Annotated in this window: 14 protein-coding genes and 1 tRNA gene; 10 read left to right on the top strand and 5 right to left on the bottom strand. The window is 44.7% G+C overall.

Translation table 11 applies throughout. The annotated features are described in order from the left end of the window. The first annotated feature begins 24 nt into the window (after positions 1–24). Positions 25–100 (top strand) — tRNA-Glu (locus tag ABYU67_RS08455). Between the two features lie 235 nt (positions 101–335). Then, positions 336–989, top strand: coding sequence for a LysE family translocator (locus ABYU67_RS08450; protein WP_372844561.1), 654 nt, complete (start codon positions 336–338; stop codon positions 987–989). Between the two features lie 92 nt (positions 990–1081). On the opposite strand, the gene acnA is transcribed toward ABYU67_RS08450, so the two are convergent. Further along, positions 1082–3901: an aconitate hydratase AcnA gene (gene acnA, locus ABYU67_RS08445; protein ID WP_372844560.1), complete on the bottom strand. Its 2820-nt coding sequence runs from the start codon at positions 3899–3901 to the stop codon at positions 1082–1084. Between the two features lie 358 nt (positions 3902–4259). Continuing rightward, on the bottom strand, positions 4260–5273 hold the full coding sequence (locus ABYU67_RS08440; protein WP_372844559.1) for a DUF3025 domain-containing protein: 1014 nt from the start codon (positions 5271–5273) through the stop codon (positions 4260–4262). Positions 5274–5387: 114 nt separating this feature from the next. Between ABYU67_RS08440 and ABYU67_RS08435 the strand changes: the two genes are divergently transcribed. Together ABYU67_RS08435 and ABYU67_RS08430 are read left to right on the top strand one after the other, a co-directional pair. Then, on the top strand, positions 5388–6104 hold the full coding sequence (locus ABYU67_RS08435; RefSeq protein WP_372844558.1) for a metal-dependent hydrolase: 717 nt from the start codon (positions 5388–5390) through the stop codon (positions 6102–6104). A gap of 44 nt (positions 6105–6148) precedes the next feature. After that, complete coding sequence (locus ABYU67_RS08430; RefSeq protein ID WP_372844557.1) at positions 6149–6709, top strand: YchJ family protein; 561 nt, start codon at positions 6149–6151, stop codon at positions 6707–6709. Between the two features lie 34 nt (positions 6710–6743). Here the strand turns inward: ABYU67_RS08430 and ABYU67_RS08425 are convergent, their stop codons facing one another. Genes ABYU67_RS08425 through ABYU67_RS08415 form a run of 3 tightly spaced genes read right to left on the bottom strand, consistent with a single transcriptional unit; the run spans position 6744 to position 9164 of the window. Then, positions 6744–7640 (bottom strand): class II glutamine amidotransferase, encoded by an 897-nt coding sequence (locus ABYU67_RS08425; RefSeq protein ID WP_372844556.1) that lies wholly within the window; start codon positions 7638–7640, stop codon positions 6744–6746. After that, the gene (locus ABYU67_RS08420; RefSeq protein WP_372844555.1) at positions 7641–7952 is read right to left on the bottom strand and encodes a hypothetical protein; all 312 of its coding nucleotides are present in this window, start codon (positions 7950–7952) and stop codon (positions 7641–7643) included. A 45-nt stretch (positions 7953–7997) separates the two neighbouring features. Next, complete coding sequence (locus tag ABYU67_RS08415) at positions 7998–9164, bottom strand: homoserine kinase (RefSeq protein WP_372844554.1); 1167 nt, start codon at positions 9162–9164, stop codon at positions 7998–8000. A 187-nt stretch (positions 9165–9351) separates the two neighbouring features. Between ABYU67_RS08415 and hisF the strand changes: the two genes are divergently transcribed. The 6 genes from hisF to glmU all read left to right on the top strand — a co-directional run bounded on the left by hisF (position 9352) and on the right by glmU (position 15050). Continuing rightward, positions 9352–10134: an imidazole glycerol phosphate synthase subunit HisF gene (gene hisF / locus ABYU67_RS08410; protein ID WP_372844553.1), complete on the top strand. Its 783-nt coding sequence runs from the start codon at positions 9352–9354 to the stop codon at positions 10132–10134. 205 nt (positions 10135–10339) lie between these two features. Next, entirely contained in the window at positions 10340–10861 is a 522-nt protein-coding gene (ribE, locus tag ABYU67_RS08405; RefSeq protein WP_372844552.1) for a 6,7-dimethyl-8-ribityllumazine synthase, read from the top strand. Between the two features lie 206 nt (positions 10862–11067). Beyond that, entirely contained in the window at positions 11068–11958 is an 891-nt protein-coding gene (gene nusB, locus ABYU67_RS08400; RefSeq protein WP_372844551.1) for a transcription antitermination factor NusB, read from the top strand. A 2-nt stretch (positions 11959–11960) separates the two neighbouring features. Further along, the gene (gene thiL, locus ABYU67_RS08395; RefSeq protein ID WP_372844550.1) at positions 11961–12995 is read left to right on the top strand and encodes a thiamine-phosphate kinase; all 1035 of its coding nucleotides are present in this window, start codon (positions 11961–11963) and stop codon (positions 12993–12995) included. A gap of 3 nt (positions 12996–12998) precedes the next feature. Continuing rightward, on the top strand, positions 12999–13577 hold the full coding sequence (locus ABYU67_RS08390) for a phosphatidylglycerophosphatase A (protein WP_372844549.1): 579 nt from the start codon (positions 12999–13001) through the stop codon (positions 13575–13577). A 96-nt stretch (positions 13578–13673) separates the two neighbouring features. Further along, positions 13674–15050 (top strand): bifunctional UDP-N-acetylglucosamine diphosphorylase/glucosamine-1-phosphate N-acetyltransferase GlmU, encoded by a 1377-nt coding sequence (glmU, locus tag ABYU67_RS08385; RefSeq protein WP_372844548.1) that lies wholly within the window; start codon positions 13674–13676, stop codon positions 15048–15050. The last annotated feature ends 107 nt before the right edge of the window (positions 15051–15157 follow it).

Genomic DNA, 15157 nt, shown 5'->3' with positions numbered 1-15157 from the left:
ACCACTGGTTATAACACTCTATGCGTCCCCATCGTCTAGAGGCCTAGGACACCGCCCTTTCACGGCGGTAACGGGGGTTCGAATCCCCCTGGGGACGCCACTATTCGGCGTCACTTATTAGCACTTTTGCTTAGCACCTTTAGAGCATCAGGTTAGACTAATAAGCGAACATTAAAAAAGCCCAGTCATCATACGGTGACTGGGCTTTTTTATGTCTGTAGTTTCTGTAAACAGCTATCAAAGCTGTATCATTTCTTAGTAATATTGATAGAATGCAATCTAATGGCGCTCTATAAATTATAGATATTTGAAGCTATCACAAGGATGTATTGGCGATGTTTGGTATTGAGAACTATCTAGGGTTTGTCATGGCAGCTATTTTGTTAAATATAACACCTGGCACCGATAGCATGTATATCATTACTCGTAGTATGTCCCAAGGTCAGACGGCAGGATTTTATTCGGTATTGGGGATTACCTCTGGGATTTTGGTCCATACCTTATTGGCTGCATTTGGGTTGTCAGTATTATTAGCCAGCTCGCCACTGGCATTTACGCTAGTGAAATATATTGGTGCCAGTTATTTGTGTTACCTAGGTTTTAAGATGCTGACCAGTAAACAGACCCCCTTACTTGCCAGTGATTTGCCTAATGAAGAAGAAACGGCGTCTGCTCGACCGTTAGATAGATGGCAGATATATAAGCAAGGGGTTATCACCAATACCTTTAATCCAAAAGTTGCGCTATTTTTTCTCGCATTCTTCCCGCAGTTTATCGACCCCAGTTATGCCAATAGTATGCTGTCGTTTTTATTTCTTGGTCTGACTTTTGCTACAACGGGTGTTGTATGGTGCACGTGTTTAGCTTTATTAGCCTCAAAATTCAGTGAAAACTTGCGTAAAAACCCTACTATAGAAGTGATTTTAAATAGAATAAGTGGTGTAATATTTATTGGCATGGGAATAAAGCTTTTGACTGAGAAGGCTTAAAACGATCAAAGCATGAGAAGCTCCCATAAAAAAGCCCAATCCCCTACTTTGACAAGGATTGGGCTTTTTATCATATTAAGTCTAATCAATTACTACGCAGCGTTTTTACTTTCAGCTGCCAATTGACGTAGCACATAGTGCAATACACCGCCGTGACGCACGTATTCACGCTCTTTTGGCGTCTGCAGCATGACATTGACATCAAAGCTTTCAGTTGAGCCATCGGCACGTGTGGCCGTCACCTTGGCGGTCTTGCTTTCACCATTATCTAGACCGGTAATGCTAAGTACCTCAGAACCATCTAGATTATAAGTCGCAGCATTTTCACCGTCTTTAAAGGTTAATGGCAAGACACCCATACCAACGAGGTTTGAGCGGTGAATACGCTCAAATGAGCTGGTCAATACCGCTTTTACGCCGAGCAAAATCGTACCCTTCGCGGCCCAGTCACGACTAGAGCCAGAGCCATATTCTGCCCCGCCAAGTACTACGAGCGGACGCTTGTCTTCTTTATACTTCATCGCCGCATCATAAATGGCCATTTCTTGACCATCTTGTAGCGTCGCACTATCACCGTTGAAATAATAAGTATAGCCGCCCTCTTTGCCAGCCATCATAGTATTTTTAACACGGATATTGGCAAAGGTACCACGCGTCATGACTGCATCATTACCACGGCGTGAGCCATAGCTGTTGAAGTCGGCTTCCATCACACCGCGTTCTTGCAGGTACTTACCGGCAGGAGAATTGGCATCGATATTACCGGCTGGTGAAATATGGTCAGTGGTGATTGAATCACCAAACAGACCCAAGATACGTGCGCCTTCGATATCAGGGATACCTTCTGGCTCCATGGTCATACCATCAAAGAACGGTGGGTTCTTAATGTAGGTAGACTCTTCGCTCCATGGATACAGCTGGCTATCAGCTGAACTAATGGCGTTCCATGCGGCACTACCGTCAAACACTTCGCCATAGTTTTTACGGAACATATCAGCGTCGATATTATTAGCAATCAGCTCGTTAATTTCATCCGACGTTGGCCAGATATCTTTTAGGAATACATCATTACCGTCTTGATCTTGTCCTAGTGGATGGGTGGTTAAGTCAATATCGACCGTGCCTGCCAACGCATAAGCAACCACTAATGGTGGCGATGCCAAGTAACTGGCTTTTACATGCGAGTGAATACGACCTTCAAAGTTACGGTTACCTGATAGTACCGCTGCGGCAACCAAATCACCTTCTTCGATAGCTTCTTCAATCGCCCCTAATAGCGGACCTGAGTTACCGATACAAGTGGTACAGCCATAACCAACTAAGTAGAAGCCAATTTTTTCTAGCTCATCCATTAGCTGAGATTTTTCAAGGTAATCAGTTACTACCTTTGAGCCGGGAGCCAGTGACGTCTTGACCCATGGCTTAGCCGTTAGACCTTTTGCAGCGGCTTTTTTGGCAACCAGACCTGCACCTATCATCACTGCTGGGTTTGAAGTATTGGTACAAGACGTAATCGCCGCGATAACGACAGAGCCATCACGCAATCGATACTCTTCGTCTTCGATTTTGACCGTGCAATAAGTACTGCCTTCTGCGCAGAAAGGATTGGGTTTTGCCGCAAGCGTTTTTGCTTGCTCTTGCTTACCGCCTTCTTCATCAAAGCGTACCTTGGCTTCAACTTCTTTTTTACGGTCTTTGGTCATCGCCGTCAAAGTTTCACCAAATTTTTCATGCATATCCGCTAGGTTAATACGCTGCTGCGGCAGATTTGGACCAGCAAGTGCAGGCTGTACGGATGATAAATCCAGCTCGAGCTTACTTGAATAGGTCGCTGCTGGCGTATCGGCATCGTGCCATAAGCCTTGCGCTTTAGCGTACTTCTCGACCAACTCGATTTGCGCTTCGTCACGACCTGATAGACGCAGATAATCAATCGCCATTTGGTCAATCGGGAAAATACCACAGGTCGCACCGTATTCTGGCGACATATTGGCAATCGTTGCCCGGTCAGCAAGTGGCATACTGTGTAAGCCTTCGCCGTAAAATTCGACGAACTTACCAACCACGCCATGCGCACGTAGCATCTCAACCACACGTAAGACCAAATCCGTCGCGGTGACGCCTTCGGTTAATTTACCCGTCAGCTCAAAGCCAACCACTTGTGGAATCAGCATCGATGATGGTTGGCCTAGCATTGCCGCTTCCGCTTCGATACCACCGACACCCCAACCAAGGACACCAATACCATTAATCATGGTGGTGTGACTGTCCGTACCAAACACCGTATCAGGATACGCCGTCAGCTCACTTTTACCATCGACGTTGACATCGGTAGCCATGACCACACGGGCTAGATATTCAAGGTTAACCTGATGCACGATACCGGTAGCTGGTGGCACAACAACGAAGTTTTTAAAGGCATTACGACCCCAATGTAAAAACTCATAACGCTCATTATTACGTTTAAATTCAATCTTTTCGTTTAAGTCCAACGCATCTTCGCGGCCGTAGGCATCAACCTGTACTGAGTGGTCAACGACCAACTCACTTGGAATAAACGGATTAATTTGCTCAGCTTTACCGCCAAGCTCAACCACTGCATCACGCATCGCTGCCAAATCGACCACCGATGGCACACCGGTAAAATCTTGCAGAACTACACGGGCTGGCATAAAGGCGATCTCTTTTGACGCTTCTGCGCCAGCATCCCAGTTGGCAACGGCTTCGATATGGTTTTTGCCGACAGACTGGCCATCATCTTCGTTACGTAAGAGATTCTCTAAGACGATTTTCATACAAAATGGTAGCGTATTGATGTTGTCATAAGTCTGAGCAAGCTTGGGCAGACTATAGTAAGTATGCTCCTTACCAGCGACCGAGATGCTGTCTTTTACATTAAAAATATCACTCATAGTAGCTTCCTTATCGTTGTTATAAATCCTTGACATAAATCATTATAAATTTATGCTGATAATTGGTGGCTAAATAGATGGTACTGCTGTTTTTATTAAATAAATGGCATTAGCTTCCATGGCTTGCACTTAATAGTTGAGAAAATTTGCTAAGCAAAACGGTTAGCCAAATTGTTATAAGTTTTTATATAAATAAAAATGATATCGCCAAAAAAGATAAGCATATCTTTAGTATTTAACAATAACCTTCCTTTACCATAACAAATAACCTGCACTTTGTTAACGTCTAGATGGTGTTGAATCGTGGCACAATCGTAACCGTAACAATGCTTTAGGCATTTAACAATAAGGAATCCATTTATGCTTTATGACGGCGTCCACTACGAAACACTTGGCTATCGTCATAAAAGCTCACGCTGACATTATCTGCCCAAAGGTGCGGCACACCCAAAATGGGTAATGGCGACAGTTTGCGCGGTGTCACATCCGGCTGTGATAATAATGCCTCCATATAATCAGCCACCTTTTGATCCAAATAGCTAATACGCTCAGCTAGCGATAAGGCAAAAAAATCTTGCCTGACATTTATCACGACACTGTGGGCGCATAATGCCTTGCGTGGCTGAAGTAGCTTCTCTAATAATGCATGACCAAAAATATAAACTGCTGCCCGAGAGTCGCTATTTAGCGCTTGTGGGTTATCCCACTTGTCACGCGGTGCAACCAAACTTCCCTGCCAATCAAAATCAATCAACGCCTCACCAATACTAGGCGCTGCTGTCACCAAAATCGCGCCGTTCTCATCAAATACGGTAATGGTATCGCGGACACGGCCGCGACTGGCACCAATACCTTGCTGCGCGATTTCAAGCATATGATAGTAATTGAGCAAGGCTTTGGTCTTAGGAAAGGTCAGCCAAATACTGCCGTTAAATAAATCATGCAAGTTATCACGGGTCGGAATACTGCCTGTGGTGCCGATAAAGCTCTCATAGGCTGCGCCTTCTGGCAATGCACTTTGTGAGACAAACTGTAAGGTGTGAGCTTGATTGTTTAGTGCTGGTTTGGTTTGCGGTAATGACTGTGGTAAGGCACCATTTTGCTTTTGTAATGCAATATTCAAAACCTTGGCGATAATATCAGGTGTGTTTTCGATTTTATCGGGGCGAACAGAGTCATCTCTAGAAGCACTCATCTGAGTAATAGCTTCACTAATATAGCCCAATTGCTTTAAGTGACAGAGCCACGGTGCTTGCCAGTCAATAGCAGCAAAGCTGTCATCAAGTCTGATGTCGCATACAGACCGCTCATTAACAGCAGTATCACGATGTATATCTAATTCAGGTTTAGCAGGTAAATCAGTGGCGGTCATATTGACTATCTCTATTAGAGGACTGGCCTTGCTATGGTATCATGGTGCGCTTTTTTACGGCTAGACAAGCCGCTCGAAATACAAGTTTCGCGCGCTATTTATTGATGAGTTTTTATGGCAAATTTTAACACCCACTTAAATGTCGCATTCATGGTCAGTGGCACGATGAGTCTGACAGTTTATAAAGCGGGCTTGATGAATGATTCAGGGTTCTTGATGTGTGTGGCGCTTGGTACCATCGGTGGGCTACTGCCTGATTTGGATTCTGATAACTCGACGCCGATTAAACTTGGTTTTAATATCACCTCGTTTATCTTTGCCTTTGGGCTGGTGATGCACTGGCGTAGTGAGCTGAGTTTGCTCGCTCTGATAGTGTTATGGCTGGCAGGCTACGGCTTTATGCGTTATGTGGTATTCTCTATTTTTACCAAAATAACCGTGCATCGCGGTGTCATTCACTCTGTACCCTATATGGCGATATTAGGGCTTGGGCTGACCTATGTCAGCTATCATATTTTAAACTTACCGTTAACGGCGAGCTGGTTTTACGGCTTGTTTTTATTCGGCGGTGCCATGGTACATTTGGCATTGGATGAGCTATATAGTGTGAATTTGTCCAATATGAAAATGAAGCGCTCATCGGGTACGGCGATGAAGTTTTATCAGCATAAAGATAAATGGTGGTATCTGCTTTTATATAGCATCCTTGCCATATTGGTATATTTTGCACCGCCATTTGATGAGTTTTGGCAGCAGCTACGTGACCCAGCACCTTGGGCAAAACTTAAACTTGGGCTGTGGCCAGATATGATAAAAAACTGGCTCAATTAAATTTATAAAACCGTTAAAAAAATGACTAATAACTCGAGTAAATAATGTCAATCTCCTTACCAGTTTGCCCTTGCCAAATCAATCCATCATCGGATGACATTAGCGCGCCGTTACTTTATACGGACTGCTGCCAGCCTTTTCATGACAGTTTATTAAGCAAAGAAGCTAATAAAATTGGCGACGTAAATCCAGATACTGCTGAGCGTCTGATGCGGTCGCGTTATAGCGCCTTTGTCTTAGTTAAGCCAGAATATATCGTCAAGACTACGCTACCCTCGCAGCAAAACTTGCTAGAAATAAAGTCTATTGAGAGTTGGGCAAAGGAAACGGATTGGGCAGGATTGGAAATCGTCGCGCATACCCCAAAGCTAGGCAAACGCCATGCGCAAGTTAAGTTTAAAGCTTACTTTAATACCTCTGATAGTTTGAAAAAAATACAGGCGCATCATGAATTGTCTGCCTTTGTAAAAGTAACAGGCAAAGCTGATAATAATGCAACATGGTATTTCTTAGATCCTACGATCGAGATGACTATCAGCCAAAAACAGCCCTGTATTTGTGGCTCGGGTGAGAAATTTAAGCGTTGTTGTGGCGCTTATATCTAACTGATATTTAACCAGTAAGAGAAACTGCTTAACCTTAAACGCTCGCCCCAACAGCACGCGCTACTGCAATCCCCTCTTCAATGGTCAAAAACTTACGCTGGCTTGGGCTGTCTTTATAAATGACATCCCCATCTTGGAATATCAGGCATTCATTGACCGCAAGCTGCTGCCATTTTTCATTTTCAGTCAATGGCACGGTCACTAGTATCGTGACTTTATCGGTATCGGTAGTCACATCACCAAAGTTAATCGCCAAGTCATCATCCGCCAATTTTGCTTCACCAAACGGTGCTTTTCGCGTGAGATAAAACAATAAGCTGCCCGCATAAGCCATCTGCCAACGACCGTTTGAGATTAGGCAATTAAACAAACCATTGGCAGATAAATAGCGACATTGGGTAGTCAAAAAATTAAACAGCGTTTGGTCATCAGGGCGGGTTTTAAAGCTGCTTTTTAGGCGATTAACCAAATAGCAAAACGCCATTTCAGAATCGGTATTACCAACAGGCTGACAATGTGAGGCATTGCCATTGTCTTGCAAGCGCTGACAGCGTTTAATAAAATCGCTATTCATCTGCCCATTATGGGCAAATACCCACTGCTCGCCCCAGACTTCACGGGCAAAAGGATGGGTGTTCGCCAAGCAATTCTGCCCTTGGGTCGCTTTACGGATATGAGCGATGACGTTCATGGCTTTAATCGGATAATTATTGACCAAATCGGCAACAGGCGATAAATGGCTTGGTTTATTATCGTGGAAAAGTCGCAAACCAGTTGATGCGTTATCTGAGTCGCATTCGCTGCGCTCAAAAAACGCAATACCAAAGCCATCTTCATGACTATCCGTCATGCCGCCGCGACGACGAAAGCCTGCAAAGCTAAAACCAATATCGGTTGGGGTATTACAGTTCATTCCTAAGAGTTGACACATTTATACTTCACCGCCGTTATTGTCATCTTGTGCAGGATTTAAAGTAGAGTTTAGAGTAGCTTTTGGCGCCTCATCAAACATCTCATAAGGCGTTACCCCATCAGTATCAATGTTTGCCAAAATACGCTGCGCATGTGCCAAATCTGTATCTTGTATCCATAGCACAATCCCAGAATTCATACCCGGCATGGCACTGAGCGGTTGTAGAGACACCGTAATACCATTATTACGCAGCAGATTGGCATGCAGCTCACCTTGCATATTGGTATCGTAGCGTGCCAGTTTGTGCCAGTTATCAACTTGATCGGTCATGGGATCCGCCTTTATGGTTTTGATACAGGAATAATAGAAAACACGTTATGCCAATTGATCGAGCGTAAATTCTTTAATGACAAAATCACTGCTATTGCTTAATTTATTACGTGTTTGCTCAGCTTGGGTGATATTGCTAAAAATACCGGCTATTGGATTTTCGGTTTTATTATCAATAGCTAACAGTATAAATACCGTATTTTGTGCTTTTTCGACATGTGACCAATGGTAAGCGGCAAGGCGTTTCATCAGATCAGGATTTTTGACCATGATATTATCGCCAGTGCGACCTTCGGTACGGTTGTAATGAATGACATTTAAACGTAATAGCCAAAAGATAACGGCTGCTTTTGCTAGCATCACAGGTAAGGCACGTTTTTCATCCTCGCCAAGCGTGCGTTTTGACTCATAGCCTTGCAAAAATGCCGCCATTTTACTGCGGTCAAAATGAACGCGCTCACCTTGCTCAGCATCACCCCACGTGGTACAAAAATCATTAATAGTAATGGCAATATCCATCACATAGTGCTCAACGCTGACTTCGGTAAAGTCTAGCAACCCTGTCAGACGCTCTTCGCCTTTCTGTAGATTCCATAGGGTATTATCCGCAAACATATCTAAATGACATAAGCCTTTTGGCAAAGTGGCAAGCGGCAAATCCGTATAAGACTGCCAAATATCGTTCATTAGCTTTGCTTCATCAGCTGGCATAAACTGTCTTTCACGGTCGCGTACTTCCGCCCATGGATACAAAGGCACGCCATATACTTCCGCAGGCTGTAATGCTTGCAAGGTTTCATGCAGCATTGCTAAAGCGGCGCCAATTTCATGACACATCGCTTGCGTCGTCTGCTGTGGATGCGCGCCAGCTAGGCATGGCACTAGCGTAATCGCTTTATTATCATACTGAATGACATAGCATTTCTCTGCGCTATCAGCGCCTAAATCAAGCAATGCTAACGGCGCCGCTACCGGTAATTTACCATCCAATTGATTTAAGATAACCGCCATTTTTTCGATGTCTTCTGGCGGACGCTCTTCAAATAAGGTAAATACATAAGAATGTGCGCCATCTACATCATCAGTCGTCTGAATAAACCAGTTAGAGTTTTTGATACCTTGGGTAATCGGAATGGCACGCGCGAATGACACGCCAAAACGTTGGCAAAAGGCAGCAAATTGGTCATCGGTTAACTGGGTATAGACAGACATAACATCTCACTTATGACAATTAGAAAAGGGCGTTAAGATAAATATAGACGATACTAAGGGCAATGGCAGCGCTTATAAATAAACTTTGGCAAAAAGCACATTAATCTTGCGAAAACCTGCCTGAGATGGCGGTGATTTTGCTAGACTAGTGCTTATAGAATGAATTGATTATAAGGTGAAAGACCCTATGTTAGCAAAGCGTATCATCCCTTGTTTGGATGTTGATAATGGCCGCGTGGTTAAAGGCGTACAATTTGTCGATATTAAAGACGCGGGCGACCCTGTCGAAGTGGCAAAACGCTACAATGAACAAGGCGCCGATGAGATTACTTTTTTGGATATTACGGCGACCAATGACGAGCGAGATACCACCTATCATACGGTTGAGCGTATGGCTGAAACGGTATTTGTGCCGCTTACCGTCGGCGGTGGTGTACGTAAGATCGCTGATATTCGTAACTTGCTCAATGCCGGTGCGGATAAAGTAGCGATCAATTCTGCGGCGGTATTTACCCCTGAGTTTGTCGGTGAAGCGGCGCAGAAATTTGGTAATCAATGTATCGTCGTTGCTATCGATGCCAAGCGCGTTGCTGATATTGAAGTTGATGGCATCATCATGCCACGCTGGGAGATTTTTACCCACGGCGGTCGTAAGCCAACAGGCATTGATGCCGTCGCTTGGGCAAGTAAAATGAGCGATCTTGGCGCCGGTGAATTATTGGTTACCTCGATGGATGGTGATGGCACCAAAAAAGGCTATGATTTGGCATTAATGAAGCAAATCACCAGTCGTGTCAATGTACCAGTTATCGCTTCGGGTGGCGTTGGTAACTTACAGCATTTAGCCGAAGGCGTATTAGAAGGCGGCGTCGATGCAGTCCTTGCTGCCAGTATTTTTCACTTTGGTGAATACACGGTTCAAGAAGCTAAAGCTTATATGGCAGCACAAGGTATACAAATGCGCTTGTAAGACGTTGGTAAAATACAAATACAGCCGCAAAAAATGTTATCATAGCGCTAACTGCTTATTATCATTTGATTTTCGTTCATATCACGGTTTATATAATGGCCAATTAACCTATTAAATAAACCATTTGAACCTAGCAATATATTTATATTCCTAATGCTTAGATTCTTATACTTCTATTAATAGCCTATTCGGCAAAGGATTTTTTATGTCAAATTTACAACAGCAACGCAATGATGTGACCCATATCGATGGTAACTTACATCAAAACGAAGATGTGCGTATCGGTATCGTCGTTGGACGTTTTAATGGTTTTGTCGTTGAGTCATTGGTTGATGGTGCGATTGATGCGTTGCTGCGTCATGGCGTATTGGGCAGTAACATCACCGTGATTCGTGTACCGGGTGCATTTGAGTTGCCATTGGTTGCCCAGCGCGCGGCTGAATCTGATCGCTTTGATGCTATCGTTGCTTTGGGTGCGATCATCCGTGGTAGCACGCCACATTTTGACTTTGTTGCAAGCGAATCAGCTAAAGGTTTAAGCAGTGTTGCTATCGACTATAATATCCCCGTAGCAAATGGCGTATTGACCACCGACAGCATCGAGCAAGCGATTGAGCGTGCGGGCACGAAAGCTGGTAATAAAGGCTCAGAAGCAGCGATGGTTGTATTAGAGATGCTTGCCGTATTATCACAGCTAGACATTGATGATAGTAGCGACGACGCTTAAGCGTTGATTAATAGTCGTTAATGGCAGATCGTATTGATTTGCCTATAATATTATTGTTCATTATCTACATTGGGGCGATGGTCTGACCATAGCCTCAATAAACGTATTATAAATATTTAAAACGGACTGGCGATATTTACCAGTCAACCACTATTTAACATCTTATTTTTAAACTTATTATCTTAAAAACCAGGTATAGACCCCTTATGACTGACCAACTCAAGCGCGCTATTAGCGCTGCACAAACCGCACGAATCAATGACCAACAAGCTGAAGCCACGCGCATCGCGAGCAGCAGTGCGGGTGATCAAACCTTTGATATGAGTGAGTCTTCTTACAAGACCAGTCACACCGCCATCCGTAAAGCACGCCGCTTTGCGATGCAAGGTCTATATGAATGGCTGGTCACTGACCGCCGTTTCGATATCGATGGCAAGCTTGGCTGGAAGGCCAATGCCCCGCACGATATCGCCGCCCGTACACGCGCAACCAATGCCATGCATACCGTACATATCGGCTACTATCATGAAATGATGCGCGACATTCCAGAACAGATAGAGGCGCTAGATGCGCTGATTACTCAGCATCTTGATCGTGAAATCAATAAACTCGATACGGTTGAACATGCCATTCTTCTGATTGGTGCTTATGAGCTACAAAACCGCTTAGAGATTCCATACAAAGTCGTGCTTGATGAGGCCATGAAGCTAAACAATCACTTTGGCGCGACCGATGCGCATAAATTGATTAATGCGGTATTGGACAGAATGGCAGTTGAGTTACGCGCGCTTGAAGTAGAAGCAGATAGCAAAGCCAATCTACGCACCTCACAAAAAGCAGCGGCTAAGCCTGCTATTAAAGCGAATAAAAATACAGATAATAGTGCTGATAGTGATGCTGGTTCTGTTGCCGATCATAGCGTCGAAGAAAATCCTACAGCATCGAGCAAACCTCGTATCAGTGCCAATAATGCCAGTGTTAAACGCAATAGTGCCAGTAAAGCCGCTGTCAATATTAGTGACTTTAAGGCAAGCAAAACCGCTATTGCAACAGACAGCACTGATAAAAACAGTACTGATGTAAAAAGCAAAGACTAGCTATGAATGAATTTGAGCTGATTGAGCGTATATTTTCCCAAATGCAAGCTTCGCAGTCATCATCCAGTACTGTTGAAAAAGGCATTGGTGATGATGCAGCAGTCATGGCACTGCCACAAGGTGCGCGCTTGGTCAGCTGTATTGACACTCTCGTTCAAGGTCGTCATTTTAGTGCTGATTGGTCACAAGTAACGCAGCTTGCTTTTGCTATTGGTTATAAAGCCGTTGCCGTCAATGTCTCAGATATTGCTGCGATGGGTGCCACCCCGCATAGTATTTTATTGGCATTAGCCCTACCTCAGCGCCTTGCTAATGAGCAATGGCTGACTGAATTTGCCAAAGGCTTATTTCATGCCTGCCAGCTATTCGGTGTGACGCTTATTGGCGGTGATACCACACGTAGCGATACCTTGGTACTCAGTGTCAGCGCGCAAGGATTCCTAGCTAAAGGTACGCCCGCTATCTATCGCTCAGGGGCGAAAGTTGGCGATAAAATCTATGTCTCAGGCACGCTTGGTGATGCCGCTTATGCGTTACAGCATGCTGATAATGCTATCGGTATTGAGCTTGCGCATCGGCTACATATGCCAACGCCGCGTATTGCACTGGGCGCCGCACTTGCCAAACTGGGTGCAACGGCGATGATAGATATCTCTGATGGTCTCTATCAAGATCTTGGCCATATCTGTGAGCAAAGCGGCGTAGCGATGCGACTGAATTTGCAAGCCCTGCCTACCAGCAGCCCCTTAGCGAACGTTGATTTATCTGAGCGCTTATTATGTCAGCTGGCAGGTGGTGATGATTATGAACTGGCTTTTACCTTGCCTGCTCATATTGAGCCACCTATTAATAATAGTGCCAACACACCTATCACCTATATCGGTGATGTGACTGCATTAGCAAGTGATAGCAATACTAATAAGGCTACGTATCACCATCCTGAACTTTATTATCAAAATAAGTTAGTTACACCAACTCATCCCGCACCCTTTGCTACTTGGCCCAATCTGACGGGTTACCAACATTTTGCAGGTTAGCCCATGACCGATCACGACCTAGTTAAGCCCGATATCCGTAAAGCCAATGATTGCCCTCCTTTGCCAGTCAACGCCACTCTGCTTGATCGCACAGTCTATTGGTTAGGTCTTGGCTTGGGCAGTGGTTTACCGCGCCGAGCGCCGGGTACTTGGGGTACGGTTGGCGCATTAATCGTCGCCATACCGCTACTAAGCTTAGGTTTTATACCGTTTTTTATTATCACCCTTTTATCTTGCCTCCTTGGTATTTGGATATGTGATCGCACCTCAAACTTGATGGGTGGTCATGATGACCCACATATTGTTTGGGATGAATGGGCGGGTATGTGGCTTACCTTACTGCCACTGTCTTATATGGGCATTGCTGATGGTGATTTTTGGCAAAATATCACGCAGATGTCGTCTATCATTGCTCTGCTTATCGCTTTTATATTGTTTCGATTTTTTGACATTATCAAACCGCCACCGATTGGCTGGGCGGATAAAAAAGTCGCAGGCGGCCTTGGTATTATGCTCGACGACATCATTGCAGGTATTATGGCAGCAGCTGTTTGGATAGTTATTTACATGATTATCACTTAATCACGCCATTACAAAGTTGTCACGACATAGCGTTTTAGTTACTTAGCAATCTGCGCTATAATTCGATCTTATATTTTGTTACATTTGTAGGCTATTATGACATCTCCTCTTTCGGTAATTATCCTCGCGGCAGGCAAAGGCACGCGCATGCAATCGGCCAAACCAAAAGTGCTGCAGACGCTGGCTGGCAAGTCGTTACTCGGTCACGTCCTTGATACGTGTCATCAGTTAACCGTTGATGACACTATTATTGTTCATGGTTTTGGTGGCGAGCAGGTCCAAGCAGATATTAGTGAGCAGTATGCGCACCTGCCTATTACGTGGGTTGCCCAAACTGAGCAGTTGGGTACTGGTCATGCGGTAAAAGTGACGCTGTCTGATTTACCAAAAGAAGGCCAAAGTCTGATTTTATATGGTGACGTACCCTTGGTCAGCTGCCAGACGCTAACAGCATTAAAATCTGCCAATACCAGCGGTATGTCGATGTTGACCTTGACTGTAGACAATCCGTTTGGTCTTGGTCGTATCAAACGTGATAAAGACGGTAATATCGCAGCCATCGTCGAGCAAAAAGATGCCAGCGCCGACGAACAAAAAATTCAAGAGATTAACAGCGGTATTTACTGCGTTGATAATGCGCTATTGCATAAATATCTGCCAAAGCTGTCTAATGACAATGCTCAGCAAGAGTACTATTTAACGGATATCGTCAAAATGGCGGTCGCTGAAGGTATTCATATCGTCGCCATTGAGCCTGAGCATGGCTTTGAGATTGAAGGCGTTAATAACCGTCAGCAGCTCGCCAGCTTAGAACGCACATGGCAAAGTAAGCTGGTTGCCGACTTGCAAGAAGCGGGTGTACAGTTCGCTGACCCTACCCGTGTCGATATTCGTGGTACGCTAACAGCAGGTCAAGATGTGTTCGTTGATGTTGGGGTGGTGTTCGAGGGCGATTGCGTCTTAGGCGATAACGTTTATATCGAAGCCGGCTGCGTGATTAAAAACGCCCGTATTGGCAATGCCTGTCATATCAAACCTTACTGCGTGATTGAACGCGCTGAGATTGGTGCAGGTGTTGACGTTGGTCCTTTTGCCCATTTGCGCCCAGAGACAGTTTTGGCTGACAACAGTAAAGTCGGTAATTTCGTCGAAATTAAAAAATCAACCATTGGGCACGGCAGCAAGGTTAATCATTTAAGCTACGTTGGTGATGCCACTATTGGTACTGGTGTTAACGTTGGCGCTGGCACGATTACTTGTAATTATGATGGCGTTAATAAATCGCAAACCATTATTAATGACAATGCGTTTATTGGTTCAAATACCAGTTTGGTCGCGCCCGTAACCATCGGTGAGAGTGCTACAGTTGCAGCAGGCTCCGTGATCACAAAAGACGTCGACGCTAAGGCATTGGCCTTTGGTCGCGCGCGCCAAACTCAAAAAGATAACTTTCAGCGCCCGACTAAGAAATAGCGGTAGCTTTGACGGTTATAGCAATAAAGCCAGCCCTGAGCAAACTTAAGCAGTACGACCTTAAGCAGTACGGCAATGATTTGCGGTGCTGCTTATTCATATTGATA

The organism is Psychrobacter sp. (assembly GCF_041554015.1).
Lineage (GTDB): Bacteria > Pseudomonadota > Gammaproteobacteria > Pseudomonadales > Moraxellaceae > Psychrobacter.
The sequence above is the reverse complement of the archived record's forward strand: the minus strand, read 5'-3'. Positions and strand labels throughout refer to the sequence as shown.